This is a genomic window from Pseudomonas oryzihabitans (assembly GCF_032027545.1).
Lineage (GTDB): Bacteria > Pseudomonadota > Gammaproteobacteria > Pseudomonadales > Pseudomonadaceae > Chryseomonas > Chryseomonas oryzihabitans_F.
Genome location: NZ_JAVSJB010000021.1, coordinates 1 through 14,181, shown reverse-complemented (window position 1 = coordinate 14,181; position 14,181 = coordinate 1). Strand labels below are relative to the sequence as shown.

The 14,181-nt window shown below is 69.5% G+C and carries 11 protein-coding genes and 1 pseudogene; 3 read left to right on the top strand and 9 right to left on the bottom strand.

Annotated elements, in window-relative coordinates; genetic code table 11:
* Nucleotides 1–19: 19 nt before the first annotated feature.
* The 4 genes from pstB to RND78_RS23580 all read right to left on the bottom strand — a co-directional run bounded on the left by pstB (nucleotide 20) and on the right by RND78_RS23580 (nucleotide 5,924).
* Nucleotides 20–847: a phosphate ABC transporter ATP-binding protein PstB gene (pstB, locus tag RND78_RS23595; RefSeq protein ID WP_312732440.1), complete on the bottom strand. Its 828-nt coding sequence runs from the start codon at nucleotides 845–847 to the stop codon at nucleotides 20–22.
* Between the two features lie 20 nt (nucleotides 848–867).
* Entirely contained in the window at nucleotides 868–2,538 is a 1,671-nt protein-coding gene (gene pstA, locus RND78_RS23590) for a phosphate ABC transporter permease PstA (RefSeq protein WP_312732489.1), read from the bottom strand.
* 31 nt (nucleotides 2,539–2,569) lie between these two features.
* Nucleotides 2,570–4,855, bottom strand: coding sequence for an ABC transporter permease subunit (locus tag RND78_RS23585; RefSeq protein WP_312732439.1), 2,286 nt, complete (start codon nucleotides 4,853–4,855; stop codon nucleotides 2,570–2,572).
* Between the two features lie 94 nt (nucleotides 4,856–4,949).
* Nucleotides 4,950–5,924, bottom strand: coding sequence for a phosphate ABC transporter substrate-binding protein PstS family protein (locus tag RND78_RS23580; RefSeq protein ID WP_312732438.1), 975 nt, complete (start codon nucleotides 5,922–5,924; stop codon nucleotides 4,950–4,952).
* A 263-nt stretch (nucleotides 5,925–6,187) separates the two neighbouring features.
* On the opposite strand from RND78_RS23580, the gene RND78_RS23575 reads away from it, so the two are divergent.
* The 3 genes from RND78_RS23575 (at nucleotide 6,188) to RND78_RS23565 (ending at nucleotide 9,644) form a co-directional block, all read left to right on the top strand.
* Complete coding sequence (locus RND78_RS23575; RefSeq protein WP_312732437.1) at nucleotides 6,188–7,486, top strand: MFS transporter; 1,299 nt, start codon at nucleotides 6,188–6,190, stop codon at nucleotides 7,484–7,486.
* A gap of 11 nt (nucleotides 7,487–7,497) precedes the next feature.
* Nucleotides 7,498–8,679, top strand: a complete 1,182-nt coding sequence (locus tag RND78_RS23570) for a M20 aminoacylase family protein (protein ID WP_312732436.1) — start codon at nucleotides 7,498–7,500, stop codon at nucleotides 8,677–8,679.
* A gap of 107 nt (nucleotides 8,680–8,786) precedes the next feature.
* Complete coding sequence (locus RND78_RS23565; protein ID WP_312732435.1) at nucleotides 8,787–9,644, top strand: hypothetical protein; 858 nt, start codon at nucleotides 8,787–8,789, stop codon at nucleotides 9,642–9,644.
* A gap of 19 nt (nucleotides 9,645–9,663) precedes the next feature.
* Here RND78_RS23565 and RND78_RS23560 read toward each other — a convergent pair whose 3' ends face one another.
* From RND78_RS23560 to RND78_RS23540, 5 genes and pseudogenes are all read right to left on the bottom strand, one after another.
* Entirely contained in the window at nucleotides 9,664–11,334 is a 1,671-nt protein-coding gene (locus tag RND78_RS23560; protein WP_312732434.1) for a glycosyltransferase family 39 protein, read from the bottom strand.
* Nucleotides 11,335–11,345: 11 nt separating this feature from the next.
* Nucleotides 11,346–12,743, bottom strand: a complete 1,398-nt coding sequence (locus tag RND78_RS23555) for a UDP-glucose/GDP-mannose dehydrogenase family protein (RefSeq protein WP_312732433.1) — start codon at nucleotides 12,741–12,743, stop codon at nucleotides 11,346–11,348.
* The gene (arnF, locus tag RND78_RS23550) at nucleotides 12,740–13,141 is read right to left on the bottom strand and encodes a 4-amino-4-deoxy-L-arabinose-phosphoundecaprenol flippase subunit ArnF (RefSeq protein WP_312732432.1); all 402 of its coding nucleotides are present in this window, start codon (nucleotides 13,139–13,141) and stop codon (nucleotides 12,740–12,742) included. The genes RND78_RS23555 and arnF overlap by 4 nt, the downstream gene beginning before the upstream one ends.
* Complete coding sequence (locus RND78_RS23545) at nucleotides 13,138–13,479, bottom strand: EamA family transporter (protein ID WP_312732431.1); 342 nt, start codon at nucleotides 13,477–13,479, stop codon at nucleotides 13,138–13,140. Before RND78_RS23545 ends, arnF begins: the two co-directional genes overlap by 4 nt.
* Nucleotides 13,476–14,181 (bottom strand): annotated as a pseudogene (locus RND78_RS23540) (lipid IV(A) 4-amino-4-deoxy-L-arabinosyltransferase); the annotation flags it as partial. The pseudogene RND78_RS23540 and the gene RND78_RS23545, both read right to left, overlap by 4 nt.

Below are 14,181 nucleotides of genomic sequence, written 5' to 3'. Positions count from 1 at the left end.
GGCACCGGCCTGCCTGGAACTAGCCGTAGCGGCCGGTGATGTAGTCTTCGGTCTGCCGCTTCGCCGGGTTGGTGAAGAGGGTGTCGGTGTCGCCATGCTCGACGAGTTGGCCCATGTACATGAAGGCGGTGTAGTCGGAGACCCGCGCTGCCTGCTGCATATTGTGGGTGACGATGACGATGGTGTAGCGCTGTTTCAGTTCGTGGATCAGCTCCTCAACCTTGAGGGTGGAGATGGGGTCCAGCGCCGAGCAGGGTTCGTCGAGCAGCAGCACGTCGGGCTGGACGGCGATGGTGCGGGCGATCACCAGCCGCTGCTGCTGGCCGCCGGAGAGGCCCAGGGCCGACTCGTGCAGGCGATCCTTGACCTCGTCCCACAGCGCCGCGCCGTGCAGCGCCCATTCCACCGCCTCGTCCAGCACGCGCTTCTGCTTGATACCCTGGATGCGCAGGCCGTAGACCACGTTCTCGTAGATGCTCTTGGGAAAGGGATTGGGCTTCTGGAACACCATGCCCACCCGCCGCCGCAGCTCGGCGATCTCGGTGCCGCGGGCGTAGATGTTCTGGCCGTCGAGCAGGATCTCGCCGTCGATGCGGCAATCTTCCACCAGGTCGTTCAGGCGGTTGAAACAGCGCAGCAGGGTCGACTTGCCGCAGCCGCTGGGACCGATGAAGGCAGTGACGCGCTGGCGCGGGATCTCCAGGGCGATGTCCTGCAGCGCCTGCTTCTGCCCGTAGTACAGGCTCAGCCGCGGTACCGACAGCGCCACGCCCCCTTCGCTCGCCGCGGGCGGGACGCTGGCCGCGTAGGCCGCGGCGGTTCTGAAGATGGACGAATCGGAAGGCATGGGTTCTCCTCGGCCGTGGGCTAGTCTTCCAGCAGCCGATACTTTTCGCGCAACCGATTGCGCAGGAACACGGCGGACAGGTTCAGCCCGGCGATCACCAGCACCAGCAGCAGCGCGGTGGCATAGACCAGCGGGCGGGCGGCTTCCACATTGGGGCTCTGGAAGCCGACGTCATAGATGTGGAAGCCCAGGTGCATGATCTTCTGGTCCAGGTGCAGATAGGGATAGTTGCCGTCCAGCGGCAGCGCCGGTGCCAGCTTGACCACCCCCACGAGCATCAGCGGTGCCACCTCGCCGGCGGCGCGGGCCACGGCGAGGATCAGCCCGGTCATCATCGCCGGGCTGGCCAGCGGCAGCACCACCTTCCACAGGGTCTCGGCCTGGGTGGCGCCCAGCGCCAGGGAGCCTTCGCGGATGCTGCGCGGAATCCGCGCCAGGCCTTCTTCGGTGGCGACGATCACCACCGGCATGGCGAGGATCGCCAAGGTCAGCGAGGCCCACAGCAGGCCCGGGGTGCCGAAGGTGGGCGAAGGCAGGCTGGCGCGGAAGAACAGCTGGTCCAGCGAGCCGCCCAGCACATAGACGAAGAAGCCCAGGCCGAAGACGCCGTAGACGATGGCCGGCACCCCGGCCAGGTTGTTGACGGCGATGCGGATGATGCGGGTCAGCGGGCCCTGGCGGGCGTACTCGCGCAGGTAGATGGCGGCGATGACGCCGAAGGGGGTGACGATCACCGCCATCAGCAGGGTCATCATCACGGTGCCGAAGATGGCCGGGAAGACGCCGCCTTCGGTATTGGCCTCGCGCGGATCGGCGCTGAGGAATTCCCACAGCTTGGTACCGTAGAAGCCGAGCTTGGCGCCCAGGCCCATGGCGTTGGGCTGGTAGGCCCGCACGATGCGGTCCAGGTTCAGTTCCAGGGTGCGGCCCTCGACGTCGCGCACCACCAGGCTGTCGCGTCGAAGCGCCTGGCGCAGGCTGGCGAGCTGCTCCTCCAGTTGGTCGTAGCGCCCCTCCAGCTCGGCGCGACGGGCAGCCAGATCGGCCTGGGCAACGGCATCGAGGCGACCGTCCAGTTCGAGGGTACGGCCGTCCAGGCGCAGGCGTTCCAGGGCATGGTTGACGCTGCCGATGTCCTGCTTTTCCAAACGCTCCAGGCGTACGCTGAGCTCCTGGGTGCGGGCCAGCCGGCGCTGCAGCTCGGGTAGCGCTGCGGCGCCCTTGGCGACCTGGCGGCCCTCCTCGCGTACCTCCACGGCGAAGCCATAGAAGTTGCCCCATTCGCGGCGCTCCAGCACCAGGACGTCGGCCGGGGTGCGGCGATCCTGCAGCCAATCGCCGATCAGCCAGACGAAGTCGCTGCCCTGGAGGTCGCGATTGCCGAGCTTGAAGAGTTCGCGGGTGAAGGTTTCACCACTGTCCGCCGGGATCGGCAGGCCGGCGCTGCGCAGCCGCTCCAGCGGTACCGTTTCCCGTTGCGCCACCTCGCCCAGTACCAGGCGTGGCGTGAGCCCCGGCGGCGCGTAGCGCGCCTGCACCACCTCGGCCGGCCAGAAATGCGCCAGGCCGCGCACGGCGATGACGCCGATCAGGCCGAGGGTCATCAGCACGGCGATGGCCACGGCACCGCCGCTGAGCCAGATGCCCGGGGCGCCACCGCGCAGCCAACTGCCCAGGGAGCGCCGGCGCACGGCGTGGCCCCGCCCTTGCGGCGCGCGAGCCTCAGAGCGCCGCATACTTTTTCCTCAACCGCTGGCGGATCAGCTCGGCCAGGGTATTCATCAGGAAGGTGAAGCTGAGCAGCACCAGGGCAGCCAGGAACAGCAGCCGGTAATGGGTGCCGCCCACCTCGGATTCGGGCAGCTCCACGGCGATGTTGGCCGCCAGGGTACGCATGCCCTCGAACAGGTTGGCGTCCATGATCGGGGTGTTGCCGGTGGCCATGAGCACGATCATGGTCTCGCCCACGGCGCGGCCGAGGCCGATCATCAGCGCCGAGAAGATGCCGGGGCTGGCGGTGAGCAGCACCACCCGCGCCAGCGTCTGCCAGGGCGTGGCGCCCAGCGCCAGGGAACCCAGGGTCAGGCTGCGCGGCACGCTGTAGATGGCGTCCTCGGCGATGGAGAAGATGTTGGGGATGACCGCGAAACCCATGGCCAGGCCGACGATCAGGGCGTTGCGCTGGTCGTAGGCGATACCCAGCTTCTGGTTCAGCCAGAGCCGCAGGTCGCCGGCGAACAGCGCCCCCTCCAACCAGGGACTGACCGCGAGGGCGAGCGCGGTGGTGAGCAGCACCACCGGCAGCAGCAACAGGCTTTCCCAGCCCTCCGGCACCCGCTCGCGCAGGGCCGCCGGCAGCCGCGACCAGCCGAAGCCGGCCGCCAGGATGGCCAGCGGCAACAGCAGCAGCAAGCTGAACAGGCCTGGCAGGTGATTCTCCACGAAAGGCGCGAGGAACAGCCCGGCGAAGAAACCGAGGATCACCGTGGGCAGGGCTTCCATCAATTCGATGACCGGCTTGACCGTGCGCCTCATGCGCGGCGCCATGAAGTAGGCGGTGTAGACCGCCGCGGCGATGGCCAGGGGCGCGGCGAACAGCATGGCGTAGAAGGCCGCCTTGAGGGTGCCGAAGGTCAGCGGCGCCAGGCTGAACTTGGGTTCGAAATCGGTGGTCGCCGCGCTGGACTGCCAGACCTGCGCCGGCGCGGCGTAGTTCTCGTACCAGACCTTGTCCCACAGCGCCGTCCAGGAGACTTCCGGGTGCGGATTGTTGAGGACGAAGCCGAGCAGCCGGCCATCCTGCTCCAGCAGCAGCCGGTCGGCGCGAGGCGACAGGGCCAGCGCACCGGCAGCCGGAGCTATCTGCTCGCGCAGCAGGGTACGGGCCGCGGTGCTGTGGTAAACGCCGAGCCAGCCCTGGGCATCCAGCGCCAGGAAGCCCTTGCGGCGCTGTTCGGGGATCAGTTGCACGATGGGGGCATCGCCCAGCTGGAAGCCGCGGATGCGTCGCAGCACCGGCTCGCCATCCTGGCCCCGAACCATGAACCACTGGGCGATGCCGCCCTTGGCGGTGCCCACCAGCAGGGATACGCCACCGAGTAGCTGGGCGCTGGCGGTGATTTCGTCGTCGGCGGACTCGAGCAGCTTGTAGTGGCCGTTGAGGCTGCCGTCGCGCAGGTCGAAGACGTCCGCCTGGGCGCGGCCGTTGAGGGCATAGAGCCAGTGGCCGCGCGGATCGAGGTAGAGCGCCTTGACCGCGGCATTGAGCGGAATCAGCCGCGTGACGCTGCGCACCTCGCTGCTCTCGCCACCGGTCAACGGTACCGCGCGATGCGCGACGCGCAGGGCGGTCACCTGGTTGCCCTGGGCACCGGCGAGCATCAGCAGGTCGTCGTCGCCGGCGATGGCCACGCGCTCGAGGGCGGCCGGCGGGGCGCCCAGGTCGAGGGGCGTGCGGCCGTAGGGGAAGTCGAGTTCCGGGGTGATCACCCGGGTACCCTGGGGATAGCGCGAGACATAGCGCTTGTGCGCCACCAGCACGCGGCCGTCGGACAGCCCCAGGGCGATCAGCCCGCGCGGCGCGTCCTGGGCCTGGCTGGTGATGCTGACCCCCGGCGGCAGCGGCAGCCGCTCACGCATGAGCGGCTGGCCGTCGGCCAGGGTGAAGAAGGTGGCGTCGCCGCTGGCGGAGAGGTGCAGGCCGATGCGGTTCTGCTCGTCGAGGCTCAGCAGCAGCGGCGCCCCGGCGCCCGCCAGCCAGTCCGGTTGGGGCACCGGCTGGGCCTGCAGGCTGGCACCGCGAAACAGTGGCGCCACCACGTAGGCCAGATAGAAGAAGATCAGCGTGATGGTGGCCAGCACGGCGAGGCCGCCGACCAGCACGGACACCCGGATCAGTCGATCCTGCAAGGCCCGCCAACGCCGTCGCCGGCGCAGTGCGGACGTGTTGAAGTCCAGCCGGGCGGGGCCGCGAGGATCGGGCGTGGACGGGGGTACCGGGGATTTCATGGCGCAGAGCCTAATCACGTCGTGTGACAGAAAGGTTACAGCGAATGGACGGCCGACCGCGCCCCCGGCGGGGCGAGCGGAAGCGCGGCGGCGATCAGTAGCCCAGGGACTTCAGCGCCTGCTGCACCACCGGCGCCGGCAACGGAATGTAGCCGTCCTTGACCACCGCTTCCTGACCGGTGCGGGAGAGAATCAGCCGCAGGAACTCGCCTTCCAGGGGGTTGAGCGGACGATTGGGTGTCTTGTTCACATAGACGTAGAGAAAGCGCGCCAGCGGGTAGCGCCCGGACAGGGTGTTCTCCTGGTTGTCCTCGACGTAGTCGGTGGTGCCCTGCTTGGCCAGGGCCACCGTGTGGACGCTGGCGGTCTGGTAGCCGATACCGGAGTAGCCGATGCCGCCCAGGGACTGGCTGATGGCCTGGACCACCGAGGCCGAACCCGGCTGCTCGTTGACGTTGGCGCGGAAATCGCCACGGCACAGCGCCGCTTCCTTGAAGTAGCCGTAGGTGCCGGACACCGAGTTGCGCCCGAACAGCTGGATCGGGCGCCTGGCCCAGTCGCCGGTCAGCCCCAGGTCGCCCCAGGTGCGCAGCTCGCGCGGCCCACCGCAGAGGCGGGTACTGGAGAAGATGGCATCGACCTGCTCAAGGGTCAGCTGCCTGAGCGGATTGTCCTTGTGCACGAAGATCGCCAGGGCGTCGATGGCCACCGGCACGGCGGTGGGGCGATAGCCGAAGCGCTGCTCGAAGGCCTGCAATTCGGCGTCCTTCATCTTGCGACTCATGGGACCGATGCTGGCGGTGCCCTCGGTGAGCGCGGGCGGCGCGGTGGACGAACCCGCGGCCTGGATCTGGATATTGAGGTTGGGGTATTCGCGCTTGTAGCTCTCGGCCCACAGCGTGACCAGGTTGGCCAGGGTATCGGAGCCGACGCTGGACAGGTTGCCGGAGACGCCGCTCACCTTCTGGTACTCGGGCAGGGCCGGGTCGACGTCGGTCGCCCGGGCGACGGTCGGGCCACCAAGCGCCAGGACGAGTGCCAGCGTGGTCAGCGGACCTCTGAGATGCATGCCGGATTCCTCGCGGGGATGGGAGACGGACCTGGGCCGGCGACGCGCAGGCGCGAGCTGGCACTCTAGGCAGGCATTGTGAAGGATTTATGAAAGCCTGCCGACGGCGACGGCTCGTCCAGGCGGCAGAAGTGACCACCGTGCACTAGGCTGGCGCAAGGAAAGATGCCTCGCCCGGCCCCCTGCGTGCCATAACGCGGCCCGGACGGGGCGGACCGGTACTTGCATAGCTAAGCATTCACCCTGTCACCGAGGAAAGCCCCATGGCCCAGGCCCTTCCGACGTCCTCCACCCCGGCAACCGCCCGGCCCGTCGCCGGCCCCTCGCGCGCCAAGCTGATCGCCGCGGCCAGCCTCGGCAACGGCCTGGAGATGTTCGACTTCACCGTCTTCAGCTTCTTCGCCGCCATCATCGGCCAGCTCTACTTCCCCTCGGATACCCCCTATGGCTCGCTGCTGATGGCGGTGGGGGTGTTCGGCGTCGGCTTCGTCATGCGCCCCCTGGGCAGCATGGTGCTGGGCGCCTATGCCGACCGCCACGGGCGCAAGCAGGCCATGCTGCTGACCATCTCGCTGATGGGCCTGGGCAGTGCCCTGATCGCCTTCACCCCGACCCACGCCCAGATCGGCCTCGCCGCGCCGCTGATCCTGCTGCTGGGTCGCCTGCTGCAGGGCTTCTCCGCCGGCGGCGAGATCGGCGCCGCCACCACCCTGCTGCTGGAATCGGCCAGCCCCGGCCGGCGTGGCTTCCACGTCAGCTGGCAGGTCATCAGCCAGGGCGGCAGCGCCCTGCTCGGCGCCGCCCTAGGCGCCCTGCTCACCCGCAGCCTGTCCGAGGCCGAGCTGCACGCCTGGGGCTGGCGCATCCCCTTCCTGGTCGGCTTGCTGATCATCCCGGTCGGCCTCTATATCCGCCGCCAGGTGGACGAGACCTGGAGCGGCGCCGGCACGGTCGAGGGCGGTCCGGTGCGCGCCTTCCTGCGCGAGCATCCGCGGCGCTTCGGCCTGGGCCTGTTGATCGTGATGTCGGCCACCCTGCTGACCTACCTGATGCAGTTCTACATGCCCACCTACATGACCCGCATCGTCGGCCTGCCGGCCACCAGCGCCTATCTCGCCGGGGTGGCCTCCAGCGCGGTGCAGATGGCCGCCGCCCTGGCCGCCGGCCTGCTGCTGGATCGCTATGGGCGCTACAAGCCGGTGGCCCTGACCAGCCTGGCGGTGGCCCTGCTGGGCATCTATCCGGCCTTCGTCTGGTTGAACGATCCCACCACCCAGGGCCTGGCCTTCGCCGCCCGCTTCCTGGTGATCACCGCCATGAGCGTGAACATGACCGCCGGGCTGCTGCTGATCCTCGCCGGCCTGCCACGCCCGGTGCGCGCTACGGGACTGGCCATGACCTACGCCCTCGCGGTGACGCTGTTCGGTGGCACCGCCCAATTCATCGCCACCTGGCTGATCCAGGCCACCGGCAGTCCGCTCGCCCCGGCCTGGTACCTGATCGTCATGCTGCTGATAGGATGGCTGGCACTGCTGAGCTATCCCGAACGCCACCTGGATTGAGAGAGATCGCCATGAGCTTCCCCACCGCTGCGGATCAAGACGCCACCACCCGCCACATCGCCGGCTACCTGCCGGACATGGTCGCCCTGCGCCGCGACATCCACCGCCATCCCGAACTGGGTTACCAGGAACAGCGCACCAGTGACCTGGTGGCCGCCGCCCTGCAGGGCTGGGGCTACGAGGTCCACCGCGGCCTGGGCGGCACCGGGGTGGTCGGCACCCTGCGCGCCGGCAGCGGCAGCAAGGTGCTGGGCATCCGCGCCGACATGGACGCCCTGCCGATCCTGGAGACCACCGGCCTCGACTACGCCAGCCAACACCCCGGACGCATGCACGCCTGCGGTCACGACGGCCATACCACCACCCTGCTCACCGCCGCGCGCTGCCTGGCCGAGACCCGCGCCTTCGACGGCACCCTGCACCTGATCTTCCAGCCGGCCGAGGAAGGTCTGGGCGGCGCCCTGAAGATGATGCAGGACGGCCTGTTCGAGCTGTTCCCCTGCGACCAGGTGTTCGGCCTGCACAACATGCCCGGCGTGCCCACCGGCAAGTTCTGCTTCGTCGACGGCGCCGCCATGGCTTCGTCCGACACCGCCCTCCTGCGCATCCGCGGCCAGGGTGGCCACGGCGCGGTGCCGGACAAGGCGGTCGACCCCATCGTCGCCAGCGCCGCCACGGTCATGGCGCTGCAAACGGTGGTGTCGCGCAACGTGGCGCCGCTGGACACCGCGGTGGTCACCGTCGGCAGCATCCACGGCGGCGAGGCCTCCAACGTCATCCCCGACGCCGTGGAGATGAAGCTGACCATCCGCGCCTTCCAGGACAGCACCCGCGACCTGCTGGAGCAGCGCATCGGCAGCCTGGTGCGCGCCCAGGCGGAAAGCTTCGGCGCCAGCGCCGAGCTGGACTACCAGCGCGGCTATCCGGTGCTGGTCAACCACGACGGCCCCACCGCCTTCGCCCGCCAGGTGGCGGTCGACCACTTCGGCGCCGAGGCCCTGCACCCCTTCGCGCCCATCCCGGCCAGCGAGGACTTCGCCTACATGCTGCAGCAGGTGCCCGGCTGCTACCTGTTCGTCGGCAACGGCCCCAGCGCCAACCTGCACAACCCGGCCTACGACTTCAACGACGCCCTGCTGCCGGTCGGCGCGCGCTACTGGGTCAAGCTGACCGAGGCCTTCCTCACCGCCTGAGGCGCCACCTCTCCCCGCCGGCCGTCCTCCCGGGGCGCGCCAGCGACGGAATCTTCACGCCCTGCCCGCTAAGCTGAGTGGTCTTTCCATCGCTTAGCGAGGCTTCCATGCGACGTTTTTCACGCCTGGGTTGGGGCAAGGGGCTGGCGCTGGGCGTCGCCGTGGTGGCGCTCGGCTTCGCCTATCCGGCCTGGCGGCATTTTCATCCGGTCAGCGCCGCCCCGGGCTGGGCCTACCGGGAATTCGCCGTGGACATCCCCATGGTCAGCGCCCTCGCGCCGGAGGCCGATGGCAGCCTGTTCGTCACCCAGGAGTTCTCCAGTCGCCGCGGTAGCCTGCTGCGCCTGCGGCCCGATGGCCAGCGCCAGCCGGTACTCGGCGAGCTGTCCAAGCCGGATGGCCTGGTGCTGTTCCAGGGTGGCCTGGTGGTCAGCCAGGAAGGCGGGACCTTCCCGGTGTTCCTGTTGCGCGATGGCCGTCCCGAGTCGCTGTTCGATGGCAATGACGTCGAGGGCGTGGCCACCGACGGCCAGTTGCTCTATGCCATCGAGGACCGCCCCAGCGGCCGGCTGCTGAGCTACGACCCCGCGCGGCGACGCCTGGAGGTGCTGCGCGACGGCCTGGTGGAGGGCGAAGGGGTGGCGCGTTGCCCCGATGGCCGGCTGTTCTATACCGAGAAGGCCAAGGGCTGGGTCAAGCAATGGCAGCCCCAGGGCGCCGACACCCTGGTCGCCGAGGGCCTCGACGCTCCCGGCTTCGTGCAGTGCTCGGCCGACGGCCTGTGGATCACCGAGGACGCCACCCACGGCGCCCGCGTCCTGCTGGTGCAGCCCGACGGCCAGTTGGTCACGGTGCTTTCGCACCTGCGCTCGGCCCAGACCCTGATCGCCCGCGGCGACGGCCATTATCTGGTCGCCGAACAGGGGCGCAGTCGGATTCTGGAGCTGTACAGAGCTGACCGCTAGCGCGGCCAGCTCCTGGTCGTCATGGCAGTCGGTACACCAGGCAGGGATTGCCGTTGAGGCGACGCTCCAGCACGGGTTGCTGATTCACCAGCGGGGTGCCGGCCAGCAGGTCCCGATCCTCGCGGGCGAGGATGACCCAGGCGCCGGACGGCAGATGGGCCAGGTCGGCGACCTGGGACCGCGCGATGAAGATCGGCTGCTCGTCGTGGTCCAGGTTCATCATGTAGCGGATCGCCCAGCTATCCTGGCCAAGGCCGAAGAACACCAGGGGGCCCGGCTGCGCCTGGCGCAGGCCTTCCACCTGCTGGACGAAGCCGCGGCTGTCGTACTGCAGGTCCTGCGCCGGCTCCACCACCGTCACCAGCATCAGCCACTGGGCGGCCAGCGCCAGGGCGCTCAGGGCAAGCAGTCGGCGGGTACCGTTCAGGCGCCGCCAGGTGACCAGGGCGGCAATCTGCAGGGCGACGAAGACCGGCACCAGCAGCGCCAGGGAGACGTCCGGCCAGTAGCCGTGGCGTTGCCAGAGATGCCGGCAGACCAGCAACGCCACCAGGGCCAGCGTCGGCAGCGCCAGCACCAGCGCCGTATAGACCGGCACGACCCGGCGGAACCAGCCGTCCGCGCGCAACAGCCCGTGGGCGGCGATGGCGGCCAGGAAGGGCACCATCGGCACCACATAGTAGGCGCGCTTGAAGTGCGGGATGGACAGGCCGACCAGGATCAGCAGACCGCTACCGGCCAGGGCCAGCAGCAGCCGCCGCTGGGCGGTGTGCGGCCAGGCGAGCAAGCTGCGCCGCTGGGCGAGGAGCACCAGCAGCGCCAGGGGCAGCACCGGCAGATAGCGATACAGCCCCAGTTGCAGGTAGAACCAGAACGGCTTGCCGCTCTCGTCCAGCCGGCCGCTGACCTGCATGTGCCAGACCTCGGCAGCGAAGGTCGCGCCGCCCTCGAAATGGGCCAGCTGGATCAACGTCCACCAGCAGAGGCCGAGCAGCGTCAGGCCCGCCAGGCCGTAACCGACCAGTCGCTGCAGGGCGAAGGTACGCCGCGCCGGCTCGCCCCAGGCCACCACCAGCCAGTAGAGGCAGACCACGCCGCAGGGTTCGATCAGCCCCAGCGGACCACGGATGGCGAAGCCCAGGGCGAACAGCGGCAGCACCAGCAGCCGGCGCAGCGAACGATCGTCGCGGTCGGCGCTGTAGAGCAGATAGAAGCAGCTCAGCACCACCAGGGCGACCAGCTGATCCAGGCAGACGGCGCGGGCCTTTTCCAGCCACTGCGGGGTCAGGGCCACCAGCAGCACCGTGAGCAGGGCCCAGGTGCGGCGGGTGTCGGCCAAGAGGCGATAGGTCAGTGCCAGCACCGCGGCCGAGGCCAGGGCGGTGGGCAGCACGTTGGCCAGGTGGTTGGGCGCGCCGATCACCCGCGCCGCCAGCCAGCTCAGCCAGGTGGCGGTGGCCGGATAGTCCGGGTAGGGCTGGCCATAGGTGGTGGGGAAAAAGGCCGGTCCGTGGCGAAACATTTCATTGAGGAACATTGCCCAGCGGCCGTCGAAGCCCTGGGGTGCCTGGTTCCAGATGCCGAGGGTGAACATCAGGGTGGCGACCACCCCGAGCAACAGGCTTTCCCAGCGCAGGCGGTTGGCCGCCGGCAGCGCGGTGAACGGCGCGCTACGCGGGGTCAAGGGCATGGGCGAGACCATCAGGCGGCGTCCACGCGGCGGGCGACCTGGGGACCGCCCAGGGTGGCGCCGCGGCCGATGGCGAAATACTCGATGCCCCGCCGCTCCATCCGCTCGGGCTCGAACAGGTTACGGCCGTCGAAGATCACCGGCTGGTTGAGCTGGCGCGCGATGAGGTCGAAGTCCGGCGCCTTGAACTGCTGCCACTCGGTGCAGATGACCAGGGCATCGGCGCCGGCCAGGGCGGCCTCGGGGGTACCCATCAGCGCCAGGCGCTCGTCGTGGCCATAGAGGCGCTGGGCCTCGGCCATGGCCACCGGATCGAAGGCGCGCACCTTGGCGCCGGCTTCCCAGAGGGCTTCCATCAGCACCCGGCTGGGCGCATCGCGCATGTCGTCGGTGTTGGGCTTGAAGGCCAGGCCCCAGAGGGCGAAGGTGCGGCCCTTGAGGTCACCGTCGAAGTAGGTATTGATGCGCTCGAACAGCTTGGTCTTCTGGCGCACGTTGATGGCTTCCACGGCGCGCAGCAGGTCCAGGTCCAGCTCGTTTTCCTCGCCGGTGCGGATCAGCGCCTGCAGGTCCTTGGGGAAGCAGGAACCGCCGTAGCCGCAACCGGGATAGATGAAGTGGTGACCGATGCGCGGATCGGCACCGATGGCCTGGCGCACCGCCTCGATGTCGGCACCGACGCGCTCGGCCAGTTCGGCGATCTGGTTGATGAAGCTGATCTTCACCGCCAGCAGGCTGTTGGCGGCGTACTTGGCCAGCTCGGCGCTGCGCAGGTCCATGCACTGGATACGGTCGTGGTTGCGGTTGAAGGGTGCATAGAGTTCGCGCATCAGGTCGCGGGCCACCGGCGAGTCGGTGCCCACCACGATGCGGTCGGGCTTCTTGCAATCGGCGATGGCGGCGCCTTCCTTGAGGAATTCCGGGTTGGAGACCACTTCCACGTGCAGGGTACGACCCTCTTCGGCCAACACCTCGTGGATCAGCGCGCGGACGCGGTCGCCGGTGCCCACCGGTACGGTGGACTTGTTCACCACCAGCAGCGGATCGCGGGACACCGGCTGGCCGATCAGCGGCTCGCGTCTCAGCCGGGCGATGGTTTCGGCCACGGCGAAGACGGCGGACAGATCGGCCGAGCCATCGGCGGCCGGCGGGGTACCGACGGCGATGAATTGCACGGCGCCATGGGCCACGGCCTCGGCGGCGTCATGGGTGAACACCAGGCGGCCGGCAGCCAGGTTGCTGCGCACCAGGTCTTCGAGACCGGGTTCGTAGAGGGTTACCTCGCCGCGCTTGAGCTTGTCGATCTTGACGCGATCGATGTCCATGCACACCACCTGGTGGCCGACTTCCGCCAGCACGGCGGCTTGCACCAGGCCCACGTAGCCGATGCCGAAAACGCTGATGTTCATAGGGTATTCCTCAAGGTGGGAGCGGCGCCGGACCGGGGTCCGCCGACGAGGGCGACGCCGGCCACGACCAGCGCGACGCCCAGGGTTTTCCAGGGAGTGAAGGATTCGGCGGCGCCTGGCAGCCAGGCCGCGCCGAGGTGGACGAAGACGTAGGAGAGGCCGAGCGCCGCATAGGCGCGGCCCAGCGGCAGGCGCGCCAGGGCGGCCAGCCAGGCCAGCAGCGACAGGCCGTAGCAGGCGACGCCCAGGGCCAGCAGCAGTCCGGCCGGGCCGAACAGTGCTGCGGGCTCGCTGGCCCAGGTGGCCATGGCCGGCAGCCGTACCAGGGCCGCGCGCAAGGACAGCTGGGCCAGGGTGGTCAGGAGGATGCTCAGGCCCAGGGGCAGCAGACCGTTCATGCCTGGCCTCCCAGCAGGGCGGCGCCGACGACGATGCACAGGCAGCCGCACCAGGCACGGGCGTCCACCGTCTCGCCGAACACCAGGCGGGCCAGCAGGGTCACCGCCAGGGTGTTGAGCGACAGCAAGGGATAGGCGACGCCCACCGGCACCCGCTGCAGCACCGCGCACCAGACCAGCAGGGCCAGGCCCAGGCAGACCAGGGCGCCCCATAGCCAGGGCGATCTCAGCCGCGCGGCCAGGGCGTTGCCGGCGGTCACCGCGCGCTTCTGGCCGAGTTGGCCAGCGCTGGTGAGGCCGATCACCAGGGCGATCAGCAGGCCATCGACGGCGCTCATGGCGTCAGCCTCGGATAGACCAGCAGCACCAGGCGCTCGCTGGCGATGCTCTCGCCGGGTTCGGGCAGGCTGTCGAGCAGTTGGCGATCGCTGGGGCCATCGACCCGCAGCAGGATGGCCACCGGGCCCTGGTCGCGGTGGACAGCGAGCCAGGCGGCCAGGTCACGCTCCTCGATCAACCGGCCGCTGTCGGGCTCGCGAGCGAAGCCGTACTTGAGTTCGCCCGGGCCGCCGACCAGCACCACGTCGTCGCGGTGGGTGGCCCAGGCCAGGCTGGCGGCCACGCCGAGGTCGTTGCTGACCAGCAGGCCTGCTTTCTTGAAGTGGCTGAGCTGGGCCTCGATGAAGGTGCTCGGCAGCTTGTTGTCGACCACGCTGTCGGGCAGGGCGATGGACAGCAGCGGCAGCAGCACCCAGAGCGCCAGGGCCGGCGCCAGCAGGGTGCGTCTTGGCCAGAACAGCGCGGCCAGACCGGCCAGCAGCAGCGCCAGGGGCGCCAGCAGGGCCAGGGCATGGGTCAGGCCTTCGCCGGCCTCATAGAGCCGACTGCCATAGATCAGCAGCGCGGCCAGGCCAGCCAGGCCGACCAGTAGGTTGCACAGGCCGTTCAGGCGCAGGGCGCCGGTGACACCGCGGCGCTGGGCCTCCAGCAGGGTGCGCGCCAGCAGCGGCACCAGGGCGGCCAGGGTCGGCAGCAGGTAA